The sequence below is a fragment of the Terriglobia bacterium genome (assembly GCA_020073185.1).
Taxonomy (GTDB): Bacteria; Acidobacteriota; Terriglobia; order Terriglobales; family Acidobacteriaceae; genus JAIQGF01.
In genome coordinates, this window is the sequence record JAIQFT010000020.1 from 15131 (window position 1) to 37878 (window position 22748).

The following is a 22748-nucleotide window of genomic DNA, read 5'->3' on the forward strand; positions in this document are numbered from 1 at the left end:
CGTGAGGGATCATGGGGTGCCGGCCGCGCGCCGATCCAGCGACTTGGTAATCGGCAAACGCCAGTCCTTGCCGAAGGCGCGTGGCGTGATCTTCACGCCCGGCGGACTTTGCCTGCGCTTGTACTCGTTGAGATCGACCAGGCGAATGACCTTGAGTACAACGTCGCGCGGGAAGCCGCGCGCAACGATGTCGTCTACGCTGGCGCTGTCCTCGACGTAGGCGTGCAGGATGAGATCGAGGGTGTCGTACTCGGGGATGGAGTCGCTGTCCTTTTGATCAGGACGCAATTCCGCCGAAGGTGCTTTGACCAGAACGTTGTTGGGAATGAGATCGTAGCCGGCAACCTGATTGCGGTATCGGCTTAGTTCGTAAACCAGTGTCTTGGGAACGTCCTTGATCACCGCGAAGCCGCCCGCTGTGTCGCCGTAGAGGGTGGCGTAGCCTACGCTGACCTCGCTCTTGTTGCCGGTGGTCAGCACCAGCCAGCCGAACTTGTTCGACAGCGCCATCAGCATCGTGCCGCGGATGCGAGGCTGAAGATTCTCTTCGGTCAGGTTGGGCTGGCGGCCCTCAAATATGGGCGCCAAGGAATCAAGAAACGACTGGAAAGTTCTGTCGATGGGAATAGCGCTGTAGCGGATGCCCAGATTGCGTGCGAGTTGCTCGGCGTCGGTGAGGCTGTGCGCTGATGAGTAGCGGGTCGGCATGGCGATTCCAACTACGCTGCTGGCACCCAGCGCGTCCACCGCGATGGCAGCGGTGAGCGAGCTGTCCACGCCGCCGGAGAGGCCTAGTACAACCTGGACAAACCCATTCTTGGTAACGTAGTCGTGCGTCCCCAACACCAGCGCTCGGTAGATCTCAGGGAGACGATCAAGCCGTTCTGCCATGGCAACGTCGAGGGGCTTCTTGACCACTGTAGACGGCGGTAGCGCGACGGATTCAAAATCGCAGACCACCGGAGCCGCATGGCGGCGGTCGGCAAGACGCGCGCGGAAAACCTCGCGGACGTCGAGATCGGCGACGAGGAAGTCTTCTTCGAACTGCTGGGCGCGAGCGAGTACCTGGCCTTGCGGGCCGCAGATGAGGCTCTGGCCATCGAACACCAACTCATCCTGCCCGCCCACCAGATTGCAATACGCTACGAAGGTGAGATTGTCAGCGGCGCGGGTGGCGAGCATCCGTTCGCGCCCCTGACCCTTGCCGACATGGTACGGTGAGGCGGAGATGTTAACCAGGATGTTGGCGCCACCGCGCGCGGCCTGCGCCTGCGGTGGGCCGTCGGGATACCAGATGTCCTCGCAGATGCTGATGCCGAGGACAGCCTCACCGCGGGAGAAGACCAGCTTCTGATGTCCGGGGTGGAAATAGCGGTTCTCGTCGAAGACCCCGTAGTTGGGCAACAACTGCTTGCGGTAGACGCCAGCGATCTGGCCATTGTGCAAGACTACGGCGGCGTTATGAAGGGTGCGGTTGACGTAAGCGGAGCCGACGATCACCGTCAGCCCGCGGGACGCTGGAACGAGTTCCTCAAGCGCAGCCATGGTGGCACGTAGAAAGTCGGGGCTCAGCAGTAAGTCCTCGGGCGGGTAGCCGGTTACGGCCAGCTCGGGAAAAACGACGACATCGGCATCAAGGGAACGCGCCTTCTGGATCCTGTCGGCGATGAGGCGGCAGTTGCCAGCCAGATCTCCAACGCGGGTATTGATCTGCGCCAGGGCGAGACGCACTTAGCCGCCTCCCTTGGCCGGGGCCATAGCGGAGTCCCAGAGATTGATCAAGCTTGCGGCGTTCTCCGCATCGCGGGTACTACGGCCGAACGGCATGTAACGCAGGTGGGATGCGCCCGCGAGCGGGCCGGCCAAAATACGCCAGAAGTCAACCACGGTTACGGGTGTGGAGCGGACCGGGAAATCGGCGGCCGCGAGCTGGCGGAACACCGGGTCGGGAGTTGTGATCAGCACAACGTCAGCTTGCTGGAGGCACTCGTGGGCCGATTCCAGGAGCACGGCGTGGTCGCGCAGCACATCGTGAGCTCCACGGTTGGCCAGCGGATCGAAGGCGACAACGCGAGCGCCAGCCTCCGACAGCGCCCTCGCCAGGTAAATGCCCTGCGATTCCTCGATGACATGGGAGCGGGGCTTGTAGGCGAGGCCAAGAACGGCAACGGTGACGTCGTGCTTGATCACACCACGCAACAGGACGAGAATTTTTTCGGCCAGGCCGCGATTCGACGCATCCGTGGTTTCAGCCAACTCGGCGCGCGTACCCAGCGCGCGGGCGAGGAACCCGAGGGCAACATTATCGCGGGGGAAGCAGGGGCCGCCGTAGCCGAGCGCACCGGTGAGGTACTTGCGTCCAATGCGAGTGTCGCTGCCGAGCGCTTCGGTCACCACATCGACGTCGCCGCCCGGGATACGCTGGCAAAGATCGGCGAGCATGTTGGCGAAAGTGATCTTGGTGGTAATGTAGGTATTCACCGCGATCTTGGTGAGTTCAGCATTCTCCAGGCTCATGCGCCGGCAGGGCGGATGGTTGGCCATGATCGTCCCGTAGCAGGCCGCGAGCGCATCGCCGGAGCGGGCATCGAGTTCACCGACCAGTGTGAAGTCAGGATTGAGGAAGTCGCGGATCACACTGCCCAGGGCAATGAATTCGGGGCTGTAGCATAGGCCGAAGTCGCAGCCAGCGGACTTGCCGGATTCCATTTCAAGAATGGGTAGCAGGCCATAACGGGTTGAACCGGGAAGCACGGTGCTGGTCAGGACCACCAAGTGGTAGTCGGGCTTATTGCGCAGGGCGCGGCCGATCTCGCGAAAAGCCCAGGTCGCATACTGCAAGGAGAACGCGCCACGCTCGTCACTGGGCGTGGGCACAATGACGAAAGATAAATCGGAGTTGAGAATGGCATCACCGTGGTCCAGAGTGGCACGGAGTCGACTCTTGTTGGCGGCAATCATCTCCTCCAGGCCCATTTCCTGTACCGGGGCATGGCCTTGGTTGAGCAGGTCGACAACGCTGTGGTTCACGTCGACGCCGATCACGTTCATTCCGCGGCTGGCGATGGCGGCCGCCATGCTGGCCCCCAACTTCCCCAGGCCGATTATTGAAACAGTGCTCATCCCGTTGTTCCTCTCGAAGCGGCATTTCGATCCTCAGGCATGCACAACGACCGATGCGCGGCCGCTACTCCTCCTTCACCACGCGCACATAGAACCCGCCGCATAGCAGGCCGGGCGCCTGAGCAACGATGGCGCGGCGCACATAGCGCGGGAAAACCGCGTTGAAGGCCGCCCAGAGCGGCCGAATGATGTACACGCCCAGCTTGGCCCGCGGCGAGAGCGGTAGGCCGTGCTGGCGTTTCCAGAGCTGCGGCTCGAGCCACATGTCCGGATTGCGGTAGTGGGCAAGGTTGCCGAAATCCCAGAACCACTTCTCGGCACGGAAGCCGGCGGCGCGAAGAAAACGACGAAAGCCGCGATACGTAAAGAAGCGCACATGCATGTAATTCCACTCGTCGTAAGCTTCATGGCCGCCCAGCAGCGAGCGATAGATGAGCCCGCGGCCGCAGAGCAGGCGCAGGCGCATGGGCAGCGTGAAATGGTTGGGAACGCTGACCACAGCAAAGCCACCTTGCTTTAGAACGCGACGCACGTCGCGCAAGACGGCCAAGGGATCGAGCAGGTGCTCGAGGATGTCCTTGCAAATCACAACGTCAAAGGCAGCGTCGGCAAAAGGAAGTTTGGGGTCGAGGTTAAGGTCGCCATACACCGCGGCAATGTCGTGGCGCTCGGCGACTTCCAAGCCGCTGTTGGCGTAGTCGAAGCCGATGACCTGGTTGTCGGCGGCCAAGTGCCAGATATCATTTCCGGCGCCGCACCCCAGGCATAGAATCTGTTGGCCGACAAGCGGGCGGCCATCCGCGATCTTGCGATCGGGAATACCGTAGGCGCCATCGGCATTCTGGTAGGCGGCTTCGTATACTCGCCGCTGGTCGGTTGGCGCTGCGGGTGACATTTCGGGTACGAGTCTCGACCGTAAGGGGCTGTCTAATCGCCTTGGCGCCGTGCCACCGCGCACGACTTCGCCTGCGGCAGGGGCGGGGGAACGCAAGGGCGTTGGATGCTCAGCGCGTCGGAAACGACCACCGATAGGACGCGGCGGAGCACGCGCAGGAAGTTCGGGGGATAGACCGCGATAGCGTGCAGAAGAAAGGACAGCGTCTTCCCGAGGTGACGGCCGCCGTCCCACGCGTAGGCCATGCCAGTGAGGTAGGCATTGCTGATTGAGTGGCGATAGCGGCCGCGGAATTCCGGCGGCAGGTCCGGGCGCGCGAAAAATTTCCGGGTGAGCTGGACGCAGGAATCGGCGGTAGTATCTCCCTGATAGCCGAGATTGCCCTCGTGATCGCGGGCGTGCGCGAGCAGATCGGGCATGGAATCGATGCGACCCACCATGCCAATGCGCAGCCATAGCTCGTGATCCTTCTTCTGATATTGGGTTTCGTCGAGCCAACCGACGCGCTCCAGGATGGAGCGGCGGATAAAGGCGGCCGGCTGCGGAATGCAGTGATCGCAGTGTTCGACGGCGTAGAGCAGGTCCCATTCGTGGGAATACGACATGCCGATGATCCGACCTTCAGCATCAATGGAACCGCAGCTACCGTAGACGAGATCGGTAGCGGGATGGGCTTGCAGGTAATCCACGGCGATGGAAACAGCATCAGGCCTGGCATAAACGTCATCAGCATTGAGCCAGGCGAGGATCGAGCCGTGACTCATCCCCCAGCCCTTGTTGATGGCGTTGGCGTGACCCGCGTCGGGTTCTGAGACCCAGTCGATGCGATCCCCGTAGCTCTTCAGCAGCTCTACCGTGCCGTCCTGGGAGGCGGCATCGATGACGATGCACTCAACGTAGGGATAGTTCTGTTCGAGGATGCTGTCAATCGTCGGGCGAAGGAAATGCGCACGATTCCTGCAAGGTACCACCACCGAGACTGTGGGCAAATTCGGCATTCCGTATTCTTCCCTACCGGCGCAACCTTTGCAGAAGTGCCGGCTCCATATTTTTTGCGACGTTGAAACCGCAGCCGTATGCGGCTGCGGAAAGCAACCGGTTTATCGGACAGCGACCGGAGCAGTGACAGCTGTGGGCACGGCACGCGCATCCGCGAGTTGCCGCGGCACGGCGAGAATGTTGGCGCCGGACTCGCCAACCAACGGCACAGGCAACCCGGTAACCGCATCGAAGCCGAGCAACACGTATCCCTGCTCGGCGAGAAGGGCGCGGATCTTCTCGCCAGAACAGCCTTGTCGCGCGAGCGCTGGCTCGCAAACTTCCAGCAGCAGCACCGGACGGAAACGCGCCAAAGTGTCTCGCGCACCCTGCAACACGAACCATTCGTGGCCCTCGACGTCGATTTTGATGACGTCCACGCGGGCCAAACGCTGCTCCTGAACCAGGCTGTCGAGAGTGGTGGTGGAGACGGGCTGGCGCGCTTCCGCCGCGACATTATCGTAAGCGAACCCACCCAGCGTGTTGTGCCCTGCATGTGCCGCCTCCGCCACAAGCAGCTCGGTTACGCTCGAAAGATGCGAGGCTGCCAGGGGCAGAGCACGAACGTTGTGAGCGGCATTCAGGCGGAGGTTGTCAGAGAGATGCCGAAACTCGCGGCGGCTGGGTTCCAGCGCAAGCACAGTCCCGCGGGACTCGACCAGAGTGGCGGCAAACAACGTATATAGGCCGATGTTGGCGCCCACGTCGATGAAAACCATGCCCGGGCGAAGCGTTTCCTCGAGAAACGACAACTCATTCGGATCGTAGTAGCCGGATATGAACAGTTGGGCAGAGGTTTCGTCTCCGGGAATGACGTGAACCCTAATGCCACGATGCCAAGTTGCGATAAAGGCGTGGCCCGGCGACAGACGTTTCCAAAGCAGGCGACGCAATAACCAGTCCGGTCGATGGCTGCATAGACTGGCGCCGAGGGTCCACCCCGGCCGGCGGCTAAGGTCCGGCGTGGGCGTAATCGACGAGCACAACTGTCTTACCCACTTGACAGGAATCCGCGCCAGGAGCCGGCTGAACGCACGCGCACCAGCGGCGCGAGGGTGACGGATGGAATCCAGGATCGTCCCGAGGATGGTGTTCCAGTGGCGGAGATCGGCGCTACGCAGAAGCGGCGGCTCGATGAGACGAAAACCAAGCTCACGGCAGACAGTTTCGTCGGCAGGACTTGCCTGCCGAAATGCGAGCAGAATGGTGCGCGTCCGATGACGCAGCACGGAACTCTCAAATTGAGGATGGGAGGGTCGGCGATCCGACTCGTAGACCGCAGCAAAGCCCGACTGATAGAGCATGTGGATGTATGCGTTGTAGGTGGGAATGAATGCAAGATAAGCCAGAGCCTGATTGCTGGCGCGCGACTCCTGGTAAAGAACGCAATTGGTGTCGGCCGACGACGCAACCTGGGTCTCGATCAGCAGGCACCCGCGCGTAAGGGCAAACAGGTTGCGGATGGCTCGGAAGGGATTCTCCAAGTGGTAGAGCAAACCAAAACAGAGGACGAAGTCGAAGGGGTCGGTGCGCGCAAGCTCCGGGTCCTCAATGTCCTTCACGATGAAGCGAAGCTGGGGATTGCGGCGCTGGGCCTGCTCTATGTTTTCCGGGCGACCGTCCAAGCCTTGGACATCCAACTCCAACTCCGAGAGCACGGCGGAGAAAAACCCCAAAGCTCCGCAGCCCACATCCAACGCGGTTCTCAGCCCGCCTGAAACCATGAGGCGGGGCAGCACCATCTTCAAGAAACTACCTCTGGCGTGGTTCAACCCGGCCGCGTCCTCGGTTTCAAAGGGCGATGGGCTCGCAGGAAGACCTGGTGTCATGAGAGTTGACCTGCCGTCGGCGTGTCGGAAAGCTTGGAACCTGTGGCGACTTGAAAAAAACCCAGGGCTGCCGGGAGCAAGAATCGCGGCAGGCGATAGGCATCCCAACCGGTGATTATCGGATGGAAGCTAACTTCGCGGAAACGGCAAAACATCTTCCGTAGTTCGCGACGGGTGTACGCCTTAGTACCGGCGCTTTCCATGTAGTTCGCCAACAGATATTTGAAAGTTCGAAAGGGGCGGCCTGCCCGAAGGGCGTGATTCAAGTACAAATGCAAGCTGACGAGAGAATGCCGGTTGTAGAGCATGATGACGAATCGGCCACCGCACTTCAGGACCCGGTGCACTTCGGCCAGCGCCTTTTGAGTATCGGGCGTGTGATGCAGCACGCCCCAGGAATATACCAAGTCAAAATTGTTCTCGGGGAAAGGAAGGTTCTCGGCATCGGCGATGCGGATCTCGCCGTCCAACCCATAGACCTCTAGGCGCCTGCGCGTCAATTCGACGGCGGCGGAAGTGAGATCGATGCTGTGAAGTTCCGCACCCGCGCGGGCGAACTGGAGGGAGTCGGTACCAGCGCCGCAACCGATCTCCAGCACTCTCTTCTCACGCCAGCGCGTGAACTGCGCAAAGGAGTGGATGAAGGGCTCATTCTCGTAGCGGCTACGCTCGATCTCCTCGAAGAATTCCAGGCTATAGAGCGGGCTCGTTCCTACTGAGGCGCCGCACGGTTTCCCTTCCCAGTAGGACTTCACCTCTTGCTTCAATGCTGCTGCTGTATCCAATGTTCGCCTCGGTTTACTTCGGCGATGGAGCGATGCGGCCTATGACCCTCATGCCGGACCGTCCTTCGCGTTTTCAAAAATCGGAGTCTTGTTCCGGCAATCGCGCGCGCTGCCGCCAGAAACGCATGACCGGGGAAGTAACCGCTGCCCTCTCCGAGCGGTCGAGCACGAATCGGAAGCTGACGATGGCAAAAAGTGCGGTCCAACCGACTCCCCCAAGCCCGTGCCACCACTGACCGGCGGCGGCGACCCGGAGAGGAATGACGCCGACAAGCAAAGCCAACAACGGTGGCAGAAGGCGCACCACGCGTTGTTCGATGAACATGGAAGATCGAAATGAAGCAACTCTCCAGCAGGTAATGAAGAAAATGATTGTCTCCACGCCACCGCGAATGGCCCACGCAGCAGCTGCGCCGACAATGCCAAACTTGCCGATCATCCAATACGCGCCCACAAAATAAAACGGGGCTTCCAGCAGGAAGAGCTTGGCGACCAGATCGGGACGGCCCATGCTCATCAGCAATGTGGAGGGCACCCACGCCTGGGAGTTCAACAAGAAACCGACAGCCAGCAGTTGCAAGACCAGGGTGCTTCTGGCGGCGAACTCGGGACCGAGCCAGAACAGCAGGAGTGGATGGGCGAGCACGATGATAAGCGCAACCGCGGCACTGGCACTGAGCACAAGATACTTGAAAGAACGGCAGAACAAACGTTCCAGATCAGTGCGTTGCGTCCCCCACATGGCGGCGAACGCGGGGAACAGAGTCATGAACAGGCTCTGGGGAAGAATCCACAGACGGCTGACGATCTCGTACGGCGGCGCGTAGTAGGTTACGGCAGTGGTGGACAGGCGCGAGGCAATGAGGAACCGGTCCAGGTAGGTGACCATAGCAGACAGCACGTAGACCGCGGTCAACCAACTGCCGAACTTGAACAACGTGGGCGCCAGCCGGAAGTCCACCGCGCGAGGTCCGCCCCCGGCCAGCAGGCGCCCGCAGTAGAAAAAGAAAATCAGCGCGAAGACAATGCTCTTGACAGTCAAACAAATGACAATGGCCGGCAATCCTCCGCCCAGCAACAACACCACAACGGGAAGAGCGTAGGTGGCGATCGTGGACGGCGTTCGCAGCGCATTGACAATGTCGAATCGCTGATGCGCTTCCAGCAAGCCACTGAGCGTGCCGGTAACCAGCGTGACCAGGACGGAAATGGAACAGAGAAGGAAAACGGTTTCGCTTTGTGAAATGAGCTCCGCTGGGACCGTCAAAACATGGCGCACCAGGAAGGGAGTAGACGCACACAGCAGCAGGCCGCCGAGAGTGCCGAGAACGCCCTGGAGCGCCAGCGACGTCCAGAAGATTCTGCTGATCTGCTCGCGGGACTCTCCCTTACCCAACGCTTCAGCGACAAACTTGGTTGTGGCCCGGCCAACGCCGAAATCCAGCAAGCTGAAATACCCGAGCACCAGCGCCACCAGCGACAACACTCCAAACCGCTCGGCCCCGAGCCGATGAATCACAAAGGGCACGGTAAACAGCGCCACCACGGCCGGCAAGAATTGCCCGATGAAGTTCAGGACGGTATTGCGCGCGAGCAACCTGCCTGCCGGTTTAGCCGCTGGCGAAGTCTCCAAAGTGGTGGCCGTCACGGCGTCATCTCGCGCTGCGCTGGCGGAAGTCCGATTCATGCGATCACGCGGTGCACACAATCTTGCTTCGGAGCGCAATCTTGCGCCCGTCGGCTACGTCTGCGGACAAATAAACGGTGGAACTTACGGGCCTACGGTTTACAACCGTTGACCACCAGGAACCAGCCCCAGGCCGCGGGCAGCCAGAGGCGTAGCCAGGAGGGCAGGCGGCGGAGATCGTACGGGGTCAGCACGGGCTCCACGGTTACATTCGAAAACCGGTGAAACATCCTGGGTAATTCCTTCTGCGTGTACGCTTTTGTGCCCGCGCTTTCCACGTTGTGGGCGATAACGTCAGTAAGACTGCGGAAAGGACGACCGGCGCGCAGAGCGAACTTCTGCCACACCCGCCATGCCACGATGGAGTGACGGTTGTACAACATGATCGTAATTTTTCCGCCGGGCTTCAGTACGCGGAAGGCTTCATCGAACGTGCGCTCGGTGTTGGGAGTGTGATGCAGCACTCCCCAGGAGTAGACCAGGTCGAAGTGATTGTCGGGGAAGGGCAGGTCTTCGGCGTCGCCCTGCTGGATATCGCCCGACAAACCGCTGAGCGCGAGGCGCTCGCGGGTCAGGGCGACGGCAGCGGACGTCAAATCCACCGCCGACAGGATGGTGCCGGCGCGGGCAAACTGCAGCGAATCAGTGCCCGCTCCGCAGCCGATCTCCAATACATGCTGGCCGCGCCAGCGCGTGAACTGGGCGAAGGAATGAATGAACGGCTGGGTGGTGTAGCGCGCACGCTCGATTTCCTCAAAGTACTCAGGAGTGCTTGCCGGGCTGGACGCCCGATCGGTTTCGCAAGGCTGGGCCTCCCAGTAGGATTTGATTGTGTCTTTCACGGTCGGCGTCACAATGTTACCTGCCAACGGAGATGGGGTTCGGCCTTGGAAACACCCGCACTGGGGCGGGCCACAAGAACGGAGCAGGCCAGACGTCAATTACAAACCCATACGCCGTTAAGACGTTTGGCGATGGCACCCGTGCCCCCGCCCGCACAGGGATTGGCAATCGTGCAGTTGCTGCAGTACTTGATCGTGCCGTTCGCGGGTGCACCCAGGGTGGCGAACGTCGTGGCGGTGAATAAGATGTCCGTCGATACTCGGAAGGTGGCGTCGGTGTCCGCCCTGCGGTTGCCGACCAGTACGGTGTTCGTGCCCGCGTTGTAAATGTCCTGCCCCGCTGGAAACCCAACTAATGTGTTATATGCGATATAGGTGCCGCTGCCCCGCTCGTCAATGCCGATCAAGTTCCCCAGCGTAGATCCCTCCAGCGGCGTACGAATGGAGTTGCCAATGAAGCGATTTCCCGTTCCCGCGTTGCCTCCTGAAGTCGTGTTACAAATACCCGTTGTCCCCGAAGTGGAGACACCCCAAACTCCAGCATCGAGCATGGTGTTGTAGTCGATGTCGCTATCGCTCACGGTTCCGTCCAAACCCACATAGCAGACGCCTACTTTGGTCAGTACGTTGCCAGACACCAGAGAGTGTGTGGCGAGGTTCTCTACCTGAATGTCGTCTACATGCAGCGTTAGGGAGCCAATCGCGCCCAGCGTCACCAACCCTACGGAGTTGATGTGGGGCATGCCCCTCTTGTTCCAATACACGCGCATGGGAACATATAACTGCGTCCACTGGTTCGCATACAAACCCGGCAATGGCTCCTGCACTACGTTGTCGGTAAAGCTGGTGGTGGCAGAGAGCCGCACGGCCAGCGTTCCCGGCATGATGCGCCTATCCGACTTCAACCACATTCTGATTTGCAGGTAGGAGGTGACATCGCGCGCAGCCGTTGTGGCCCCGTAGGCAATGGTGCCGCTGGCAAAGCCGGAGCCTATCACCATCTTCACCGAGAAGGCGCCCCCTTTCTTGTCAGTGCCATCCAGTGAGCAGGCAACGTTAGGGGAACAAGTCCAGTTGGTCTCAGCATCGCCGAGAAGGACTTCGTCAACCCCTAGGCGGCCAAACAGGTGAACTCCAAACTCGTACGCGCTATCAACGGTATTGCCGGTTATCCGAGCGAAAGGGGAAGCCTCCGCTTCTATGGCGGCATAGCCCGATGCGGCCGGACCCCTTATGGTGTTACCGTTCCAAACCGGTGCGTACGCGCAGTCGCATTCCATACCGCGATTGTAGTTGCCGGCTACCTGGTTGCTGTCGAAGATGGGAGCAATATCCCGGAAACAGCTGGTACCCCAGTTGGAGTTGCTCTTGACATGGTTGTGGTGGATGTTGGCACGGATCGTGCCGCCAAGCTGTATGGCGGCATGTCCGGTAGCGCTGCCGCCACCTCCGTACAGGACATTTCCCCCCACTTCCGTGTCCGTCGCCCCGCGCAGAGCGATGGCCCCGCCGCTGGCCCCCCAATCATGCACCAAGTTACCGAGGATCTTTCCGGTGGAGGTTCCGGACACGGAAATCACGGAGATACAGTCGGCGTTGGCGGCGGAACTCGTATTGGTGCATTCGTTTTCCTTGATGAGGAAATTGGTGACGTTATCCCCTGCGTAGATGGCGTTAAGCGCGTAAGCGCCTCCATCCACTTTGCAGTACTTCACCTGCGGGTTTATGCCGCCAAGGGTTACGACCTGTGCAGTCAGGTTGGCTCCGGCTCGTATGGTGGAACCTTGGCTCATGCATTGAATCGCAGAATTGGAATTTACGGTGATTCCACCCGACAGCGTGAGGGTTACCTGCCCCAACAGCAGCAGGACGGGATTCGTTCCGTCTCCCACACTGAAGCCTGATGCCCCGCTCTGGTTTCCGGCCAGTGCGCGCGCATCGGCGACGCCGCCTCCTATATTCTCCACGTCGGCAATACAGGCAGCGATTTGCGCGGCGGCGTCGGCACCGCCGAACTGGTCACAGTAGCGAACCTGCTCCAACCGGCTCACACTAAGGTACGGGTTAGCAGGCTGAACAATGGTCTGCGAGCCAGCGGGGTTCGTTGCCACGCTTTGAGCGGCAGTAAACTGCAACAAGAGAAAAAATGTCACAAAGAGGCGCACAACGATTCGCTCAAGCATCGTTGGTTCGTGCCTCCTGTTCAGACGCTTGGCGGCTGCTCTCCGAATTCCTAGTCAGTGACCGAAAAACATTAGTTACCACTGGTGCTAAATGCAGGCAGAAGTTGTTCTTCCTACCTCACAGCGATTACGGACTTGCTGAGACCTAACGATCTCTCCTTCACCAAGGTTGCACCGGGAAACCAGCGCGCCACCTCCCTGCGCTCAGCAGCTGGATCCCATCCACCAAGGCCCTCACTTGCTCGGGGGAGGGCTTGGTGTGAGCCATGCCCCTGGGGTGCACGCCCCGGCCAACCTGTAACGCGCAGCACGAGGCAACCAGTGAATGAAAAGGGGCCAGCAGGTGAGGCTCGATGGGAACGCTGATCGCTAGGCGGAGGAATCGCCATCCTCCGAATTTGAAGCACGGGGCACATTCCGACGACGGAGGCGCCCAAGCATCGTGTTGAATCGAACACCTTCCCCAACCAAGTCTTGCCGCGCGACGCTGAGGCCGGCGAGCGCCTCGGCCACCAATTGTCTGCGCGAATCTTGCGGATCGAGTTGTTGCCAGTAATCTTGGCCAACGACCCATACGGAGCCGGCAGCCAGGAACAAAAACACACCCACCATCACAAACAACCTGCGCGGTGGCCAAGACTTGCGCTCGGGCAGGTTGGCGCGATCCAGCACGCTAACACTGGGCAATTCCTTCGCCTCTTCCACCTTGGCGAGTTCGTATTGTTTCGTGAGCGTTTCGTAAACAGCTTCCTGGATTTTGACGCGGCGGTAGAGGTCGGTGTAGGTGTATCCGAGCAGCGGTAGCTCCCGAATGGACGGATAACCGGAGGCCCGGTGCTGCAATGAGCCGGCGGTGCCACCGAGATTGTCGAGCTGTCGTTGCAGCTCGGCAATTCGAGCGCGGCCGCTACGCACACGTATGTTCTGCGGCGTGTACACCTGCTCCAAACCCTTGAGCTCGGATTCTGTGGCAATCATCTCGCCTTGCAGGCGTGCGGCAGCATCAACCATGGCTCGGCCCTGTTGCTGTGGGTCCAAGGCGGTGTTCCTGCTGGCGAACTGGCTCAGGTCGCGGCTGGCGGTATCTAAGTCCTGTTTGACGCCTTTGAGCCGCTCCTCGAGAAATACCCGCTCGCGGTGAGCAGAAGAAGTATTCAGGGTATTGATCGAGCGGTCCAGTTGATCGACGTAGGTTTGGGCCAGGCGCATGGCGCGGACCGGATCGCGGTCGGTAACTGTGAGACTGATGACACCGCTCTTCTTCTCCTGAACGATCTTGGTACGCTGCGCGAGAGTAAACCGAGCGTCCATCATCAGCTTGGCGCTGTAGACCTTGCGCAGGTCGAAGCTGTTGATGAGTTGGTCCCGCAACATGCGGCTCTGGAGGATCTCGACGAGTATGTCTCCGGAACTCTTCGCACCAAGCAAATCGGCTGCCACACCTCCTGCTCCGCTTCCACCGACCAATTGCATCAGCATTCCCATTTTGCCCACCGACTCGGTGTCGGGTGGCATGAGCTTAGTCGTGGACTCATAAGTCGCGGGGACCAGGAAGGCCACGACGATTGACACCACAATGCCGAGAAGAGTGAAGCGGAGCAAAAAACGGCGGCGTGACCAAAGGACAGCCATGGCGCGGCGCGCAAAAGCAGGCTCGGGACGCACGCTGACTTCGGCCAACTCGTCCACCGTGGACGAGTTCAGCCCAGAATCAACCGCCGTCCCTGACCTATCCATTTGCAATTCCCGTTCCAGAGCTGTTTGTAAGTACTGCCGACGACAACATCACTTGTGATTTCTCCCAGGCGGACGATACGTAACCTGTGAACCGTTCGGTGACCTGGAATTGTTACGATCATGATAACAGCGGGATTACGGAGACGCCGCCGTTGCGTCGCAGGCGTCTCGGATTATGCGGATTTCAAACTCGAGCCTTGAGATTGGAGTACGTAAAGCTAGCGCGACAGGTGCGCCGCGGGCCGAAAAGTGAGTTGAATGGACGTCGTCACATTAGACTGGCCCCGCGGCGCCAGGAAAGGAAAGGACCAGCGCTCGTACTGAATCCAGCCACTGAGCTTCAGGTCTGGGCGGAGGACCCAGTTGGTGCGGGCCGAGTAATCATCGAGGCTGCCGCCGCCGGGCACGAAATCCTTGCTTACCCGGCCATTGCGATAGCTCAGCGTGAAGGTATTCTGCGCCGAAAACCAGTAGGTACTGGAAGCCTGAACGCCGCGTCCTTCCCTGCCGATCCAACTGCCCATCAGGTTTCCGGCATTCGTGTGGGAATCATGATAAACCAAGTTCCAGTAAATGAACTGTCCGTTCAGACTACGTCCGGAAGGAGGATCCGTGTTAACCGCCTCGGCGCGGAAATCGAGCTTCGGTACTCCCGGCACGTGCGAGAGATATATGCCCGGGTTGACGGCTGCGCGCCGGGGCGCAGCAATGGGGGATGGGTCATCGTCCACCAAGGAGTCGCTGTACAGCGTCAGCCAATTGCGCAACCCGGGTATCCGGTACGTGAAATCGAAACCACCACGGTGATCACCTACGTCAAACTTGAAGGTGTCAGAAGAAGGGTGGTTGTTGACCCCGAAGGTGGACTTATAGAAATTATGCCAGCTTAGCGGGTGGCCCCCACCGGCGAAGATCGAAATCTTCGAGAACCCGACCTCAAGATTCTCGGTCGGCTTAAAGCTGAGCTTTTGACCGCTGATATAGGGATTCCCAGGGTAATGATGGCCCTCCAGCCTGCCAATAAACATGTCCGTCCGCACCGGGCCGAGGAAGCCGAGCAACGACGGCAGCTTGAACGGGCTGACCTGCATCCAGCGCAGGGAGTAAAACGGCAGCGCGTTGTCGCTGAACATCAGCGCCCCGCCCTGGCCCGGACCCCACCAGGTGCTTTGCCGGCCAAAGGAAATCTGGTTGTTCCTGATGTTCAGCGCAACGTAGGTATCCAGCAACTGGAAGTCGTCGTGCGCCGCGACCGGGATCGCAGGCTGCACTGGATTGGCATCCTTTGTCGCAATCGCTTGGCGGACTGCAAGCGGGTACGCGGGCGCCGAGGGGGCGTGCTGATACTCGCCGTGGACGTAGAACGCCAGCGGGCCAGCCTCGGCATGGCTGGTGAAACCGGTCACCATGTTGAAGCCTTCCTGGTAGGGACGCCCGTAATCGTTGATGATGGTCTGACCGAAGTGGTAGCTGTCGTTGAGCGGCTTGCCGGAAATGCCGGTAAAGCGCGTATAGATTGATTCGAGCTCGGCGCTGAGATTTCGGCCGCCGCCCAGCCGGCGAGATTCGGCGGAAAACTCCGACTGCAGCGCCTGATACAGTCGGGCAGCTTCAGCACTGGACTTGCCGCCGCCGGTGTCGGAGTTAATGCGCATTGAGGCCTCATCCAGCAGCCGCGCACATTCCATGCGCGTCCACGGGCGCAATCCCGCAAACGCGGACTGGATGTAACCGAGCGCAGCCAGCCGGTCCATGGCTGCATACACCCAGCTATCCAGCGACACATAGGTCGAGCCCATGTTGGCAGGATCTCGAGGGCCTTCGGCCCCGCGCGCGCGCTCGAAGGTTCCGTAGATCCGATCCGGGTTTTCGCCGCTGTGATGAGCACGATAAACCTGGCGCCCGACGAAGTAGCCGATGGCGCTACCGACCAGCGCATCGGAGGCGAAGTGCTTGTCGGCAGTGACCCGGGCAGCGCTGATGGCAGCCGCACCGCCGTAGGCAAACAACTTGGTCAATGGGCCGGGATATTCATGGGCGAAAACCGTGGCGACCGACCAGGCGGCCGCGGCGTGCTCCGAGGGAAACGAGTTACCCTTCGACCAGAAATTGCCATGTCCATTTCCCTCGTAAGGACGGTCGCGCTGGGTAAGGCTCTTGATCGCGTAAGTGAGCGCGAAGCTATCGAGTGCGGCTTCCCCGCTAAGAACGCCGGTCTCACGCATATGGTCGTTGTGGCTGGCTACGCCCCACAGCCAAGTCGCGCCGGTCACACCCGCGAAAGCCGCGACACCATAGTTCGACAGGCTGTTGCTCTGCTTGCGGAAGTTGGCGCCGGTGGGCACGTGTCGTTCGATGTCGGTATCGCTGGCGATCATGATCGCCGAGCCGCCCAGCAGAGGCGCCAGCCACTGGACATCGTTGAGGTGCAAATGAACTGGGCTGGTCCAGATCGCTTTCTGGTCGGCAACCAGGTTGCGAAACAATGCCCGTTCGGGCGAGCCAGGGACCGAGCTTGCAGGCTGCAGCGAAACCGGCTCCGGTCCGACCGCCGCCGACGTCGAGTAAACGGAAGCAGAACCGGGATCGGCGTCCGGGTAGGCAGAGCCAATGGGCTGGCGGATGCTGGCGGGGCGAACTGGTGAAGGCGGCTGCGCCGCGTTCGCGTGGGCAGTGGGTGCCGCTGGATTGGGATTCGGACGCGATTCAGACGGCGCGTGGCGTGGCGCCGCCGCAGCACTGGGCGCGTTGTCTGCCTCAGTCTTGTCCATGTCCTCCATCGTGGGCGACTTCGCGCCTCCGGGACAGGGCAAGGTGACGCTGCCCGACAAATCGGTGCAGGCCCGCTTCGCGTTCGGTGGGTCCTGCTCCTGCGCCGGCGAAAACATGGCGGCGCAAGCAAGCAGAAGAGCGATGGCCACTGGACTGAGATGTTTCACAATGATCCTAGAAGCTGGTTGCCACTCGGGCGGCAATGGCCATGGAGGAGATGAATTGCGCCGTGGTCATGACTTCCTTCCACGCGCTGGAACCAGTGATGAACTTCTCGGGAACGATCACGGTGTCACCCGGTTCCAAGCGGGCGCTGAGCACGCCGCCGCGCCAGAATCCTGACGTTGCGCCACCCTGGTGGCCGAGAACGGAACCATCAGCACGAATAACAAAAATGTTCTTCGTGTCCGCGAGCTTGGTAGGACCGCCGGCCTGTTGCAGGTACCAGCCAGCACTCTTGCCCGGCGCGAAGCTCACCGCCGAGGCGTTATACACTTGGCCGCTAATCAGCACGAAGTTCGGGCGCTTGGGAATGAGCAGTACGTCTTCCGCCCGGACTTCGATATCGGCAGCGGTGTTCTGCCAGCGGCGAATGTCGGATGAAATGTGGATCACCAGCCGGCCCGACGCCGTCTGATTGCGCAACGCAATCAATACCTGCTGCTGCTGTTGCATGGCAGCCTGCACCAGCGCCGCTTGTTCCTGACCGCTCACGCTCCCGCTGATATTCGTGTTGGCGCCGGCTTCGATGCGATGAATCATGTCCTGGCGATTCTTTTCCGAGAATTCGCGGACCTGCACGCGCTCCAGCAGGGCGCCGTAGGGGTAGGCGCTCGCCGTGAAACCGCCGGCGCGCTTGAGAATGGAGCTAAGCTTCTCACCCTGCTCGATGCCGTACGTGCCTGGGTGCAGGGCCTCGCCCTTTACGGTGATGGACGCTCCTACGTCGTGCCAGCCGGCAAGTTGGCGAATCGTCAGGACGTCGCCGTCAAAAAGGCGAACATCGGTGTCGGCGACACCGGCCATCGCCTTGGCGATGGGTATTTCCTGATGCTCGCCCAGAATCCTCTTGCCGTTTTCGACAACGTAGCGAGCCAGGTCGGCGGAACGAGTGTAGGCGCCACGCTTGAACCCGCCGGCCACGCGCACCAGTTCAACCGCGGTCATATTCTCGCCCAGGGGGTAGTGGCCGGGATTCGCCACCTCGCCCTCGATCGTGACCGTCGGCGGGTCCACCTTGGTCAGGTCGCGGTGAATGATGATGCGGTCCCGCGATTCGAGCACGACATTCTCGACCGAGTCTCCCGCGAGCGCTTTGCCAAGGTTGACGCTGATCACCTTCATGCCCCCGCCGGGCAATTTGCGGTACACCTCGGCGTCGGTCAGTTGCGCATCCGGCGTGAGGCCGCCGCCCAGGTACACGGCGTCACGAAGATGCGTCTCGCCGTTGGTCAGTTTTTCGCCGGGATCACGAACCTCGCCCGTGACCATGATCTCGGGCGGATCCTCAAAGTCGTAACGGCCAAAAATGCGGACCGTGTCAAACGGCTTCAGGATCGGAGCCTCGCCTTTGCCCGCCAGGGCATCTTCCAAGTTGAAGGCCAGAACCGCGGGGCGGAAGTCGGGAGGATTAAGGCGGATGATCTCGGCGTGGCGGCCTGAGGGTTCGGGCAGTAGGTCGCTGTAGTCCTTGATTAGGTCGGTAACCTTCATGCCATCGCGGTAGGGGTACTTCCCGGGATGAAAGACGTGGCCGTCGAGAAACACCGTCTTGTAGCTGTAGGGCAGGATGGGCGAAATGCGAACTGCGTCGCCGTCCTGGACCTTAAATGCTTCCATCGAGGCAAGGACGGCCTGCTGATCGTTGGCCTCGGGCAGGTCGAGGCTGAGCATCATCCGTTCCTGGTGCGCCTGCACGCGCTCGACGTCAATGTGGCGAAGAGTGCCAGTGGAGAGCACGCCGCCGGCAAGTTCCAGAATCTCAGCCAGGTTTTTTTCGCCGTTCAGTTCGTAAATTGCTGGGCGGCGAACCATACCGTTGACCGTCACCTGCGCCCCGATCGGCGGAACCAGGATGGTGTCTCCGGGTTCGATGCGCTGCACATCGGAGCGAATGCCGTGCAGGATTAGATCGTAGACGTCCACCGTCTGGATGAGTTGCGTGCCGCGGTAATGCTTCAGGGTGCGAAGAGAACCGCGGGCGGTCGGCCCACCGGCCATGAGTAAAGCGTTAAGGGGGGTGGAAAGCGAGCTGATGTCGTACGCGCCGGGGCGCTCGACATCGCCCACGACATAGGCGCGTACGGTGCGCAGCCGGGACAGCGACACGTCAGCCTGCACGTCGCGGAATTGCGTTCGCAGTACTGTCTGGATTTGGCGCTGTACGTCTCCCAGACTGCGCCCGGCCACCGGGACCGAGCCCACCTCGGGGAGGGCAACTCTGCCCTCGCGGTCCACGATGCGCTGCAGGCGCTGCGAAACGCTGCCCCAAAGCTCGATACTGAGGCCGTCGCCGGGGCCAACCACGTAATCGGGTCCGGCGGGCATGTCGATGGGCAACTCCTCAACGTTGCCGCTGCCGTTGACGAAGACGTCGGCGCCAAAACGTTGCAGCACTGGCGGCTGCTTGCGCACCTGCAAGTACAAGTCGTACAGGGAAGGAACGTCGGCGTAGGGACTGGCACGGCGACGCAAGATCGAGGACTCGGAACCGCGATCGTAGACTCCCGGCATCATCGGCCGCGTGCGGCGCTCGAGGCGCGTCTCGGTACCGGCCTGAGGGTACTGGCTGTACTGCTCGCGTGTCTGGCTACCGCGCGAAACACTTCCGGAAGGAAGACCGTAGGACGAACCGAGCGAGTCACGCAGGGCGCGGTCGTAACTGGTGGCGCTGCCGGGATTCGCCGGAATTCGTTGGGCGGCCGGCACCGCGGTACCGGCCAGCAGGTCCGGCAATTCATCGGGAGTGATGCGTGCCATGCGCGAGCTGGCGGAGTTGATTTCGTCGATGGGAGGCTCGAGTTCGGCGCGCTGCAATTCGCGCCGGCGATCCGAAGGCGTAGCCGGTTGCGGAACGGACCTGCGCGGCTGCGGCGGAGCCTGGACGCCCGGCTGCTGTTGCTCATCCTGGCCGTATTGACCCGGAGCGCCGGTTACCTCGGAAGACGTGGCGCCACGGTAGGGAGCGACTTGAGGCTCTTCTTCGTGTGTTGCCCAGTAGACATCTTCCTGAGTTTTACCTGAAGTGGCCGGGGGCGGCGCTGCAGACTGTGCGGACGGAATCTTGCGAATCGTATCGCGCAGCACTTCCTCGCGTGTGGGCTTCGCGCGGATGTAGGAACGGGCTTCGATCTCCTGGGTCGCGAGCACGCGGACGTTGAAGTCGTCGCGAACGAGGCGCTCGATGGCCGCGTCGGTGAGATCGACTGGATCGAGCAACCGCCCTTGTTCATACGCCTTGCGAATCAGGGTCTTCTTCAGTTGCAGCAGAAGCCCAGGTTCCTCCCGCAGAATGCTGATAATCCTGTCTGCCGACAGCGCCGCCTGGTCCATGGCGGCGCGGGCGGCCCGCGATTGCCGGTCCTCCAATGGAGATGTTGTCTGGGCAAAAGCGGAAATGCCGGCTAACAGCAGGACGAACGCGAACACCAGCGACAACCTGGGATTCTGCGGGAATGCGCTCCTCATACTACCTCACTCAACAGCATCGAGCGGAACTTCAACGACTCAGTTTAGAGGCTCGACGTCGGCAACGTCGACCTCGACGGCGACAGAACGCATGATGAGATCGATGGATAGAACAATCCGGGAATGCTCCTTCTTGCGCACAAGGATTCCCTCCATTCCCGCAAGCGGACCGCAACGCACGCGCACGCGACGGCCGATTCTCAAGTACGGGTGCGGCGTGACGCAAAGTCCTTGATCGAGTCCGCTACGTAACCGCAGCAGGTCGGACTCGGGAAGCGCCACCGGTCGACCGTTGAAAGCGACGAAGCGTACCGTCCCAGGCACGTTGAGCACCTCGAGACGGCGCTGCAGGAAGGTATGCACAAAAACGTAACCGGGAAATAAGGGAAGCTGGAGGGTGACGCGGCGGTCTTTCCATCGGCGAACGCTGGCGTAGACCGGAAGGAAGAACTCGATGTCGCGCTGCTGTAACTGGGCGGCAACTTGCTTTTCGTGGCGAGAGCAAGTGTACAACGCATACCAGTCAGCCGATGGCGCTACCGCCAGCCCCGTCGAGTTGGGCTCTACGATTGGCGGCAATCGCAATGGGCCCATCGTAATGGCAGGTGATGGAGACAGCTTCGCCCCCTCAGTTACAGGACTCATCATGAAATAAGCATAATGCAATCAACTACTTACGACTGAATCCGCGGCCCAGAGCCGCCCCTACAAGCGGGTACGAGTTGTGGCCTTCACTTGGGGCCGTTTCTGATCTGCCAAAGACGCAGAAACAACAAGGTGAGGACTACCACTCCAGCACATGGGAGTTACTCTGCCGAACCCATTCCATCCAAATGTTACACCACTCCAATCGGTTATCGCCCAGCAGTCGCTACAGAGATAATTCAAACTTTCTGATGTGTAACGGTCGTGGCAGTCGCGCGCCCCTCGGACGCTAGAGGACCGTTACCTCCCAAACATCCAGTACTCTTCAAGGTTTAACGATATGTATAGCACGAAAGGGGCAATTCTAGCTATTGACGGGAGCGAAAGCTGGTCGCGCCGCCTCACCCAGAGGTAGCTGACTGGAGCAGGAACGCGGCAAAATTGCCAAGACGACTGCCCGGTCGGTACACTCGCGATGGTGCCGGAGGTAAGGCAATAACTATGCGGGCGTTAGTGACAGGCGGGGCGGGTTTTCTCGGATCCCATCTTTGCGGACACTTGCTGAGCCACGGCTGGAAAGTTGTGTGCGTGGATAACGAAGCGACGGGGACGCAACGAAACATTCATCACCTGGTTAACAACCGCGACTTCGAATTCCTGCGCGCCGATGTCAGCAGTGGCCTGATATACGACGGCAGCCTCGACTACCTGCTGCATTTCGCTTCACCGGCTAGTCCACCGGATTACCTGCGGCTCCCGCTTGAAACGCTCCGGGTCGGTTCCTTTGGCACCTACAACGCGCTCCGGGTGGCGGAGGAAAAGAAAGCCAAATTCCTGTTGGCGTCCACATCGGAGTGTTACGGAGACCCGGAAATCAGTCCGCAGCCGGAGACGTATTGGGGGCGCGTCAACCCAGTCGGTCCGCGAAGCGTCTACGACGAGGCAAAACGGTTCTCCGAAGCCCTGACCATGGCATTTCACCGCGCGCGAGGTCTAGACACACGCATCGTCAGGATTTTCAACACTTACGGCCCCCGCATGCGGCTGAATGATGGGCGCGCGCTACCTAATTTTGTGTATCAGGCGCTTACCGGAAAGCCGATGACGGTCTACGGTGACGGCTCCCAGACGCGGAGCTTCTGCTACGTTTCCGACTTGATCGACGGCATCTATCGGTTGATGCAATCAGACGAGCACAATCCCGTCAACATCGGGAACCCACAAGAGGTCACCATCCTGGAATTTGCCCAGCGCATCAAGCAACTTACCGGGTCGCAGGTGCCGATCGTCTTTGAGCCCCTTCCGCAAGATGACCCGAAACAGCGGTGTCCGGACATCAGCAAGGCCCGGCAGTTGCTCGACTGGGAACCCAAGGTTCCTCTACAGGCTGGTCTTGAGCGGACTCTGCAATACTTCCGCGATCAGTTGGGCAGTTCGGCGTAGGCCCCTTGGGCAAAGACATACCGTAGCCAACGAGCAGAACGGGTCGCTCGTTAACGCCACTTTCGTAACTTCTCCCTCGCGG

Annotated in this window: 12 protein-coding genes and 2 pseudogenes; 1 reads left to right on the top strand and 13 read right to left on the bottom strand. The window is 60.6% G+C overall.

Annotated features, from left to right (window positions below; genetic code table 11):
- Nucleotides 1-9: 9 nt before the first annotated feature.
- The 13 genes and pseudogenes from LAN64_09295 to LAN64_09355 all read right to left on the bottom strand — a co-directional run bounded on the left by LAN64_09295 (nucleotide 10) and on the right by LAN64_09355 (nucleotide 21157).
- Nucleotides 10-1758: pseudogene (locus LAN64_09295) on the bottom strand (NAD+ synthase).
- Between the two features lie 33 nt (nucleotides 1759-1791).
- A pseudogene (locus LAN64_09300) lies at nucleotides 1792-3123 on the bottom strand (nucleotide sugar dehydrogenase).
- A gap of 64 nt (nucleotides 3124-3187) precedes the next feature.
- Nucleotides 3188-4018, bottom strand: a complete 831-nt coding sequence (locus LAN64_09305; GenBank protein ID MBZ5568032.1) for a class I SAM-dependent methyltransferase — start codon at nucleotides 4016-4018, stop codon at nucleotides 3188-3190.
- 32 nt (nucleotides 4019-4050) lie between these two features.
- On the bottom strand, nucleotides 4051-5016 hold the full coding sequence (locus tag LAN64_09310) for a glycosyltransferase (GenBank protein ID MBZ5568033.1): 966 nt from the start codon (nucleotides 5014-5016) through the stop codon (nucleotides 4051-4053).
- A gap of 102 nt (nucleotides 5017-5118) precedes the next feature.
- Nucleotides 5119-6804, bottom strand: coding sequence for a class I SAM-dependent methyltransferase (locus LAN64_09315; GenBank protein ID MBZ5568034.1), 1686 nt, complete (start codon nucleotides 6802-6804; stop codon nucleotides 5119-5121).
- Nucleotides 6805-6881: 77 nt separating this feature from the next.
- Entirely contained in the window at nucleotides 6882-7670 is a 789-nt protein-coding gene (locus LAN64_09320; GenBank protein MBZ5568035.1) for a class I SAM-dependent methyltransferase, read from the bottom strand.
- A gap of 73 nt (nucleotides 7671-7743) precedes the next feature.
- Nucleotides 7744-9357 carry a flippase gene (locus tag LAN64_09325; GenBank protein MBZ5568036.1) on the bottom strand — a complete coding sequence of 538 codons (1614 nt, stop codon included), beginning with the start codon at nucleotides 9355-9357 and terminating at the stop codon, nucleotides 7744-7746.
- Between the two features lie 92 nt (nucleotides 9358-9449).
- The gene (locus LAN64_09330; protein MBZ5568037.1) at nucleotides 9450-10199 is read right to left on the bottom strand and encodes a class I SAM-dependent methyltransferase; all 750 of its coding nucleotides are present in this window, start codon (nucleotides 10197-10199) and stop codon (nucleotides 9450-9452) included.
- A 95-nt stretch (nucleotides 10200-10294) separates the two neighbouring features.
- Entirely contained in the window at nucleotides 10295-12382 is a 2088-nt protein-coding gene (locus tag LAN64_09335) for a right-handed parallel beta-helix repeat-containing protein (protein ID MBZ5568038.1), read from the bottom strand.
- A 369-nt stretch (nucleotides 12383-12751) separates the two neighbouring features.
- On the bottom strand, nucleotides 12752-14071 hold the full coding sequence (locus tag LAN64_09340) for a lipopolysaccharide biosynthesis protein (protein MBZ5568039.1): 1320 nt from the start codon (nucleotides 14069-14071) through the stop codon (nucleotides 12752-12754).
- Nucleotides 14072-14337: 266 nt separating this feature from the next.
- A complete protein-coding gene (locus tag LAN64_09345; protein ID MBZ5568040.1) occupies nucleotides 14338-17040 on the bottom strand; it encodes a phosphatase PAP2 family protein in 2703 nt (900 codons plus the stop codon).
- Between the two features lie 25 nt (nucleotides 17041-17065).
- Nucleotides 17066-20578: an SLBB domain-containing protein gene (locus tag LAN64_09350; protein ID MBZ5568041.1), complete on the bottom strand. Its 3513-nt coding sequence runs from the start codon at nucleotides 20576-20578 to the stop codon at nucleotides 17066-17068.
- 39 nt (nucleotides 20579-20617) lie between these two features.
- Nucleotides 20618-21157, bottom strand: coding sequence for a UpxY family transcription antiterminator (locus LAN64_09355; protein ID MBZ5568042.1), 540 nt, complete (start codon nucleotides 21155-21157; stop codon nucleotides 20618-20620).
- A 567-nt stretch (nucleotides 21158-21724) separates the two neighbouring features.
- On the opposite strand from LAN64_09355, the gene LAN64_09360 reads away from it, so the two are divergent.
- Nucleotides 21725-22666, top strand: coding sequence for an SDR family oxidoreductase (locus LAN64_09360; protein MBZ5568043.1), 942 nt, complete (start codon nucleotides 21725-21727; stop codon nucleotides 22664-22666).
- The last annotated feature ends 82 nt before the right edge of the window (nucleotides 22667-22748 follow it).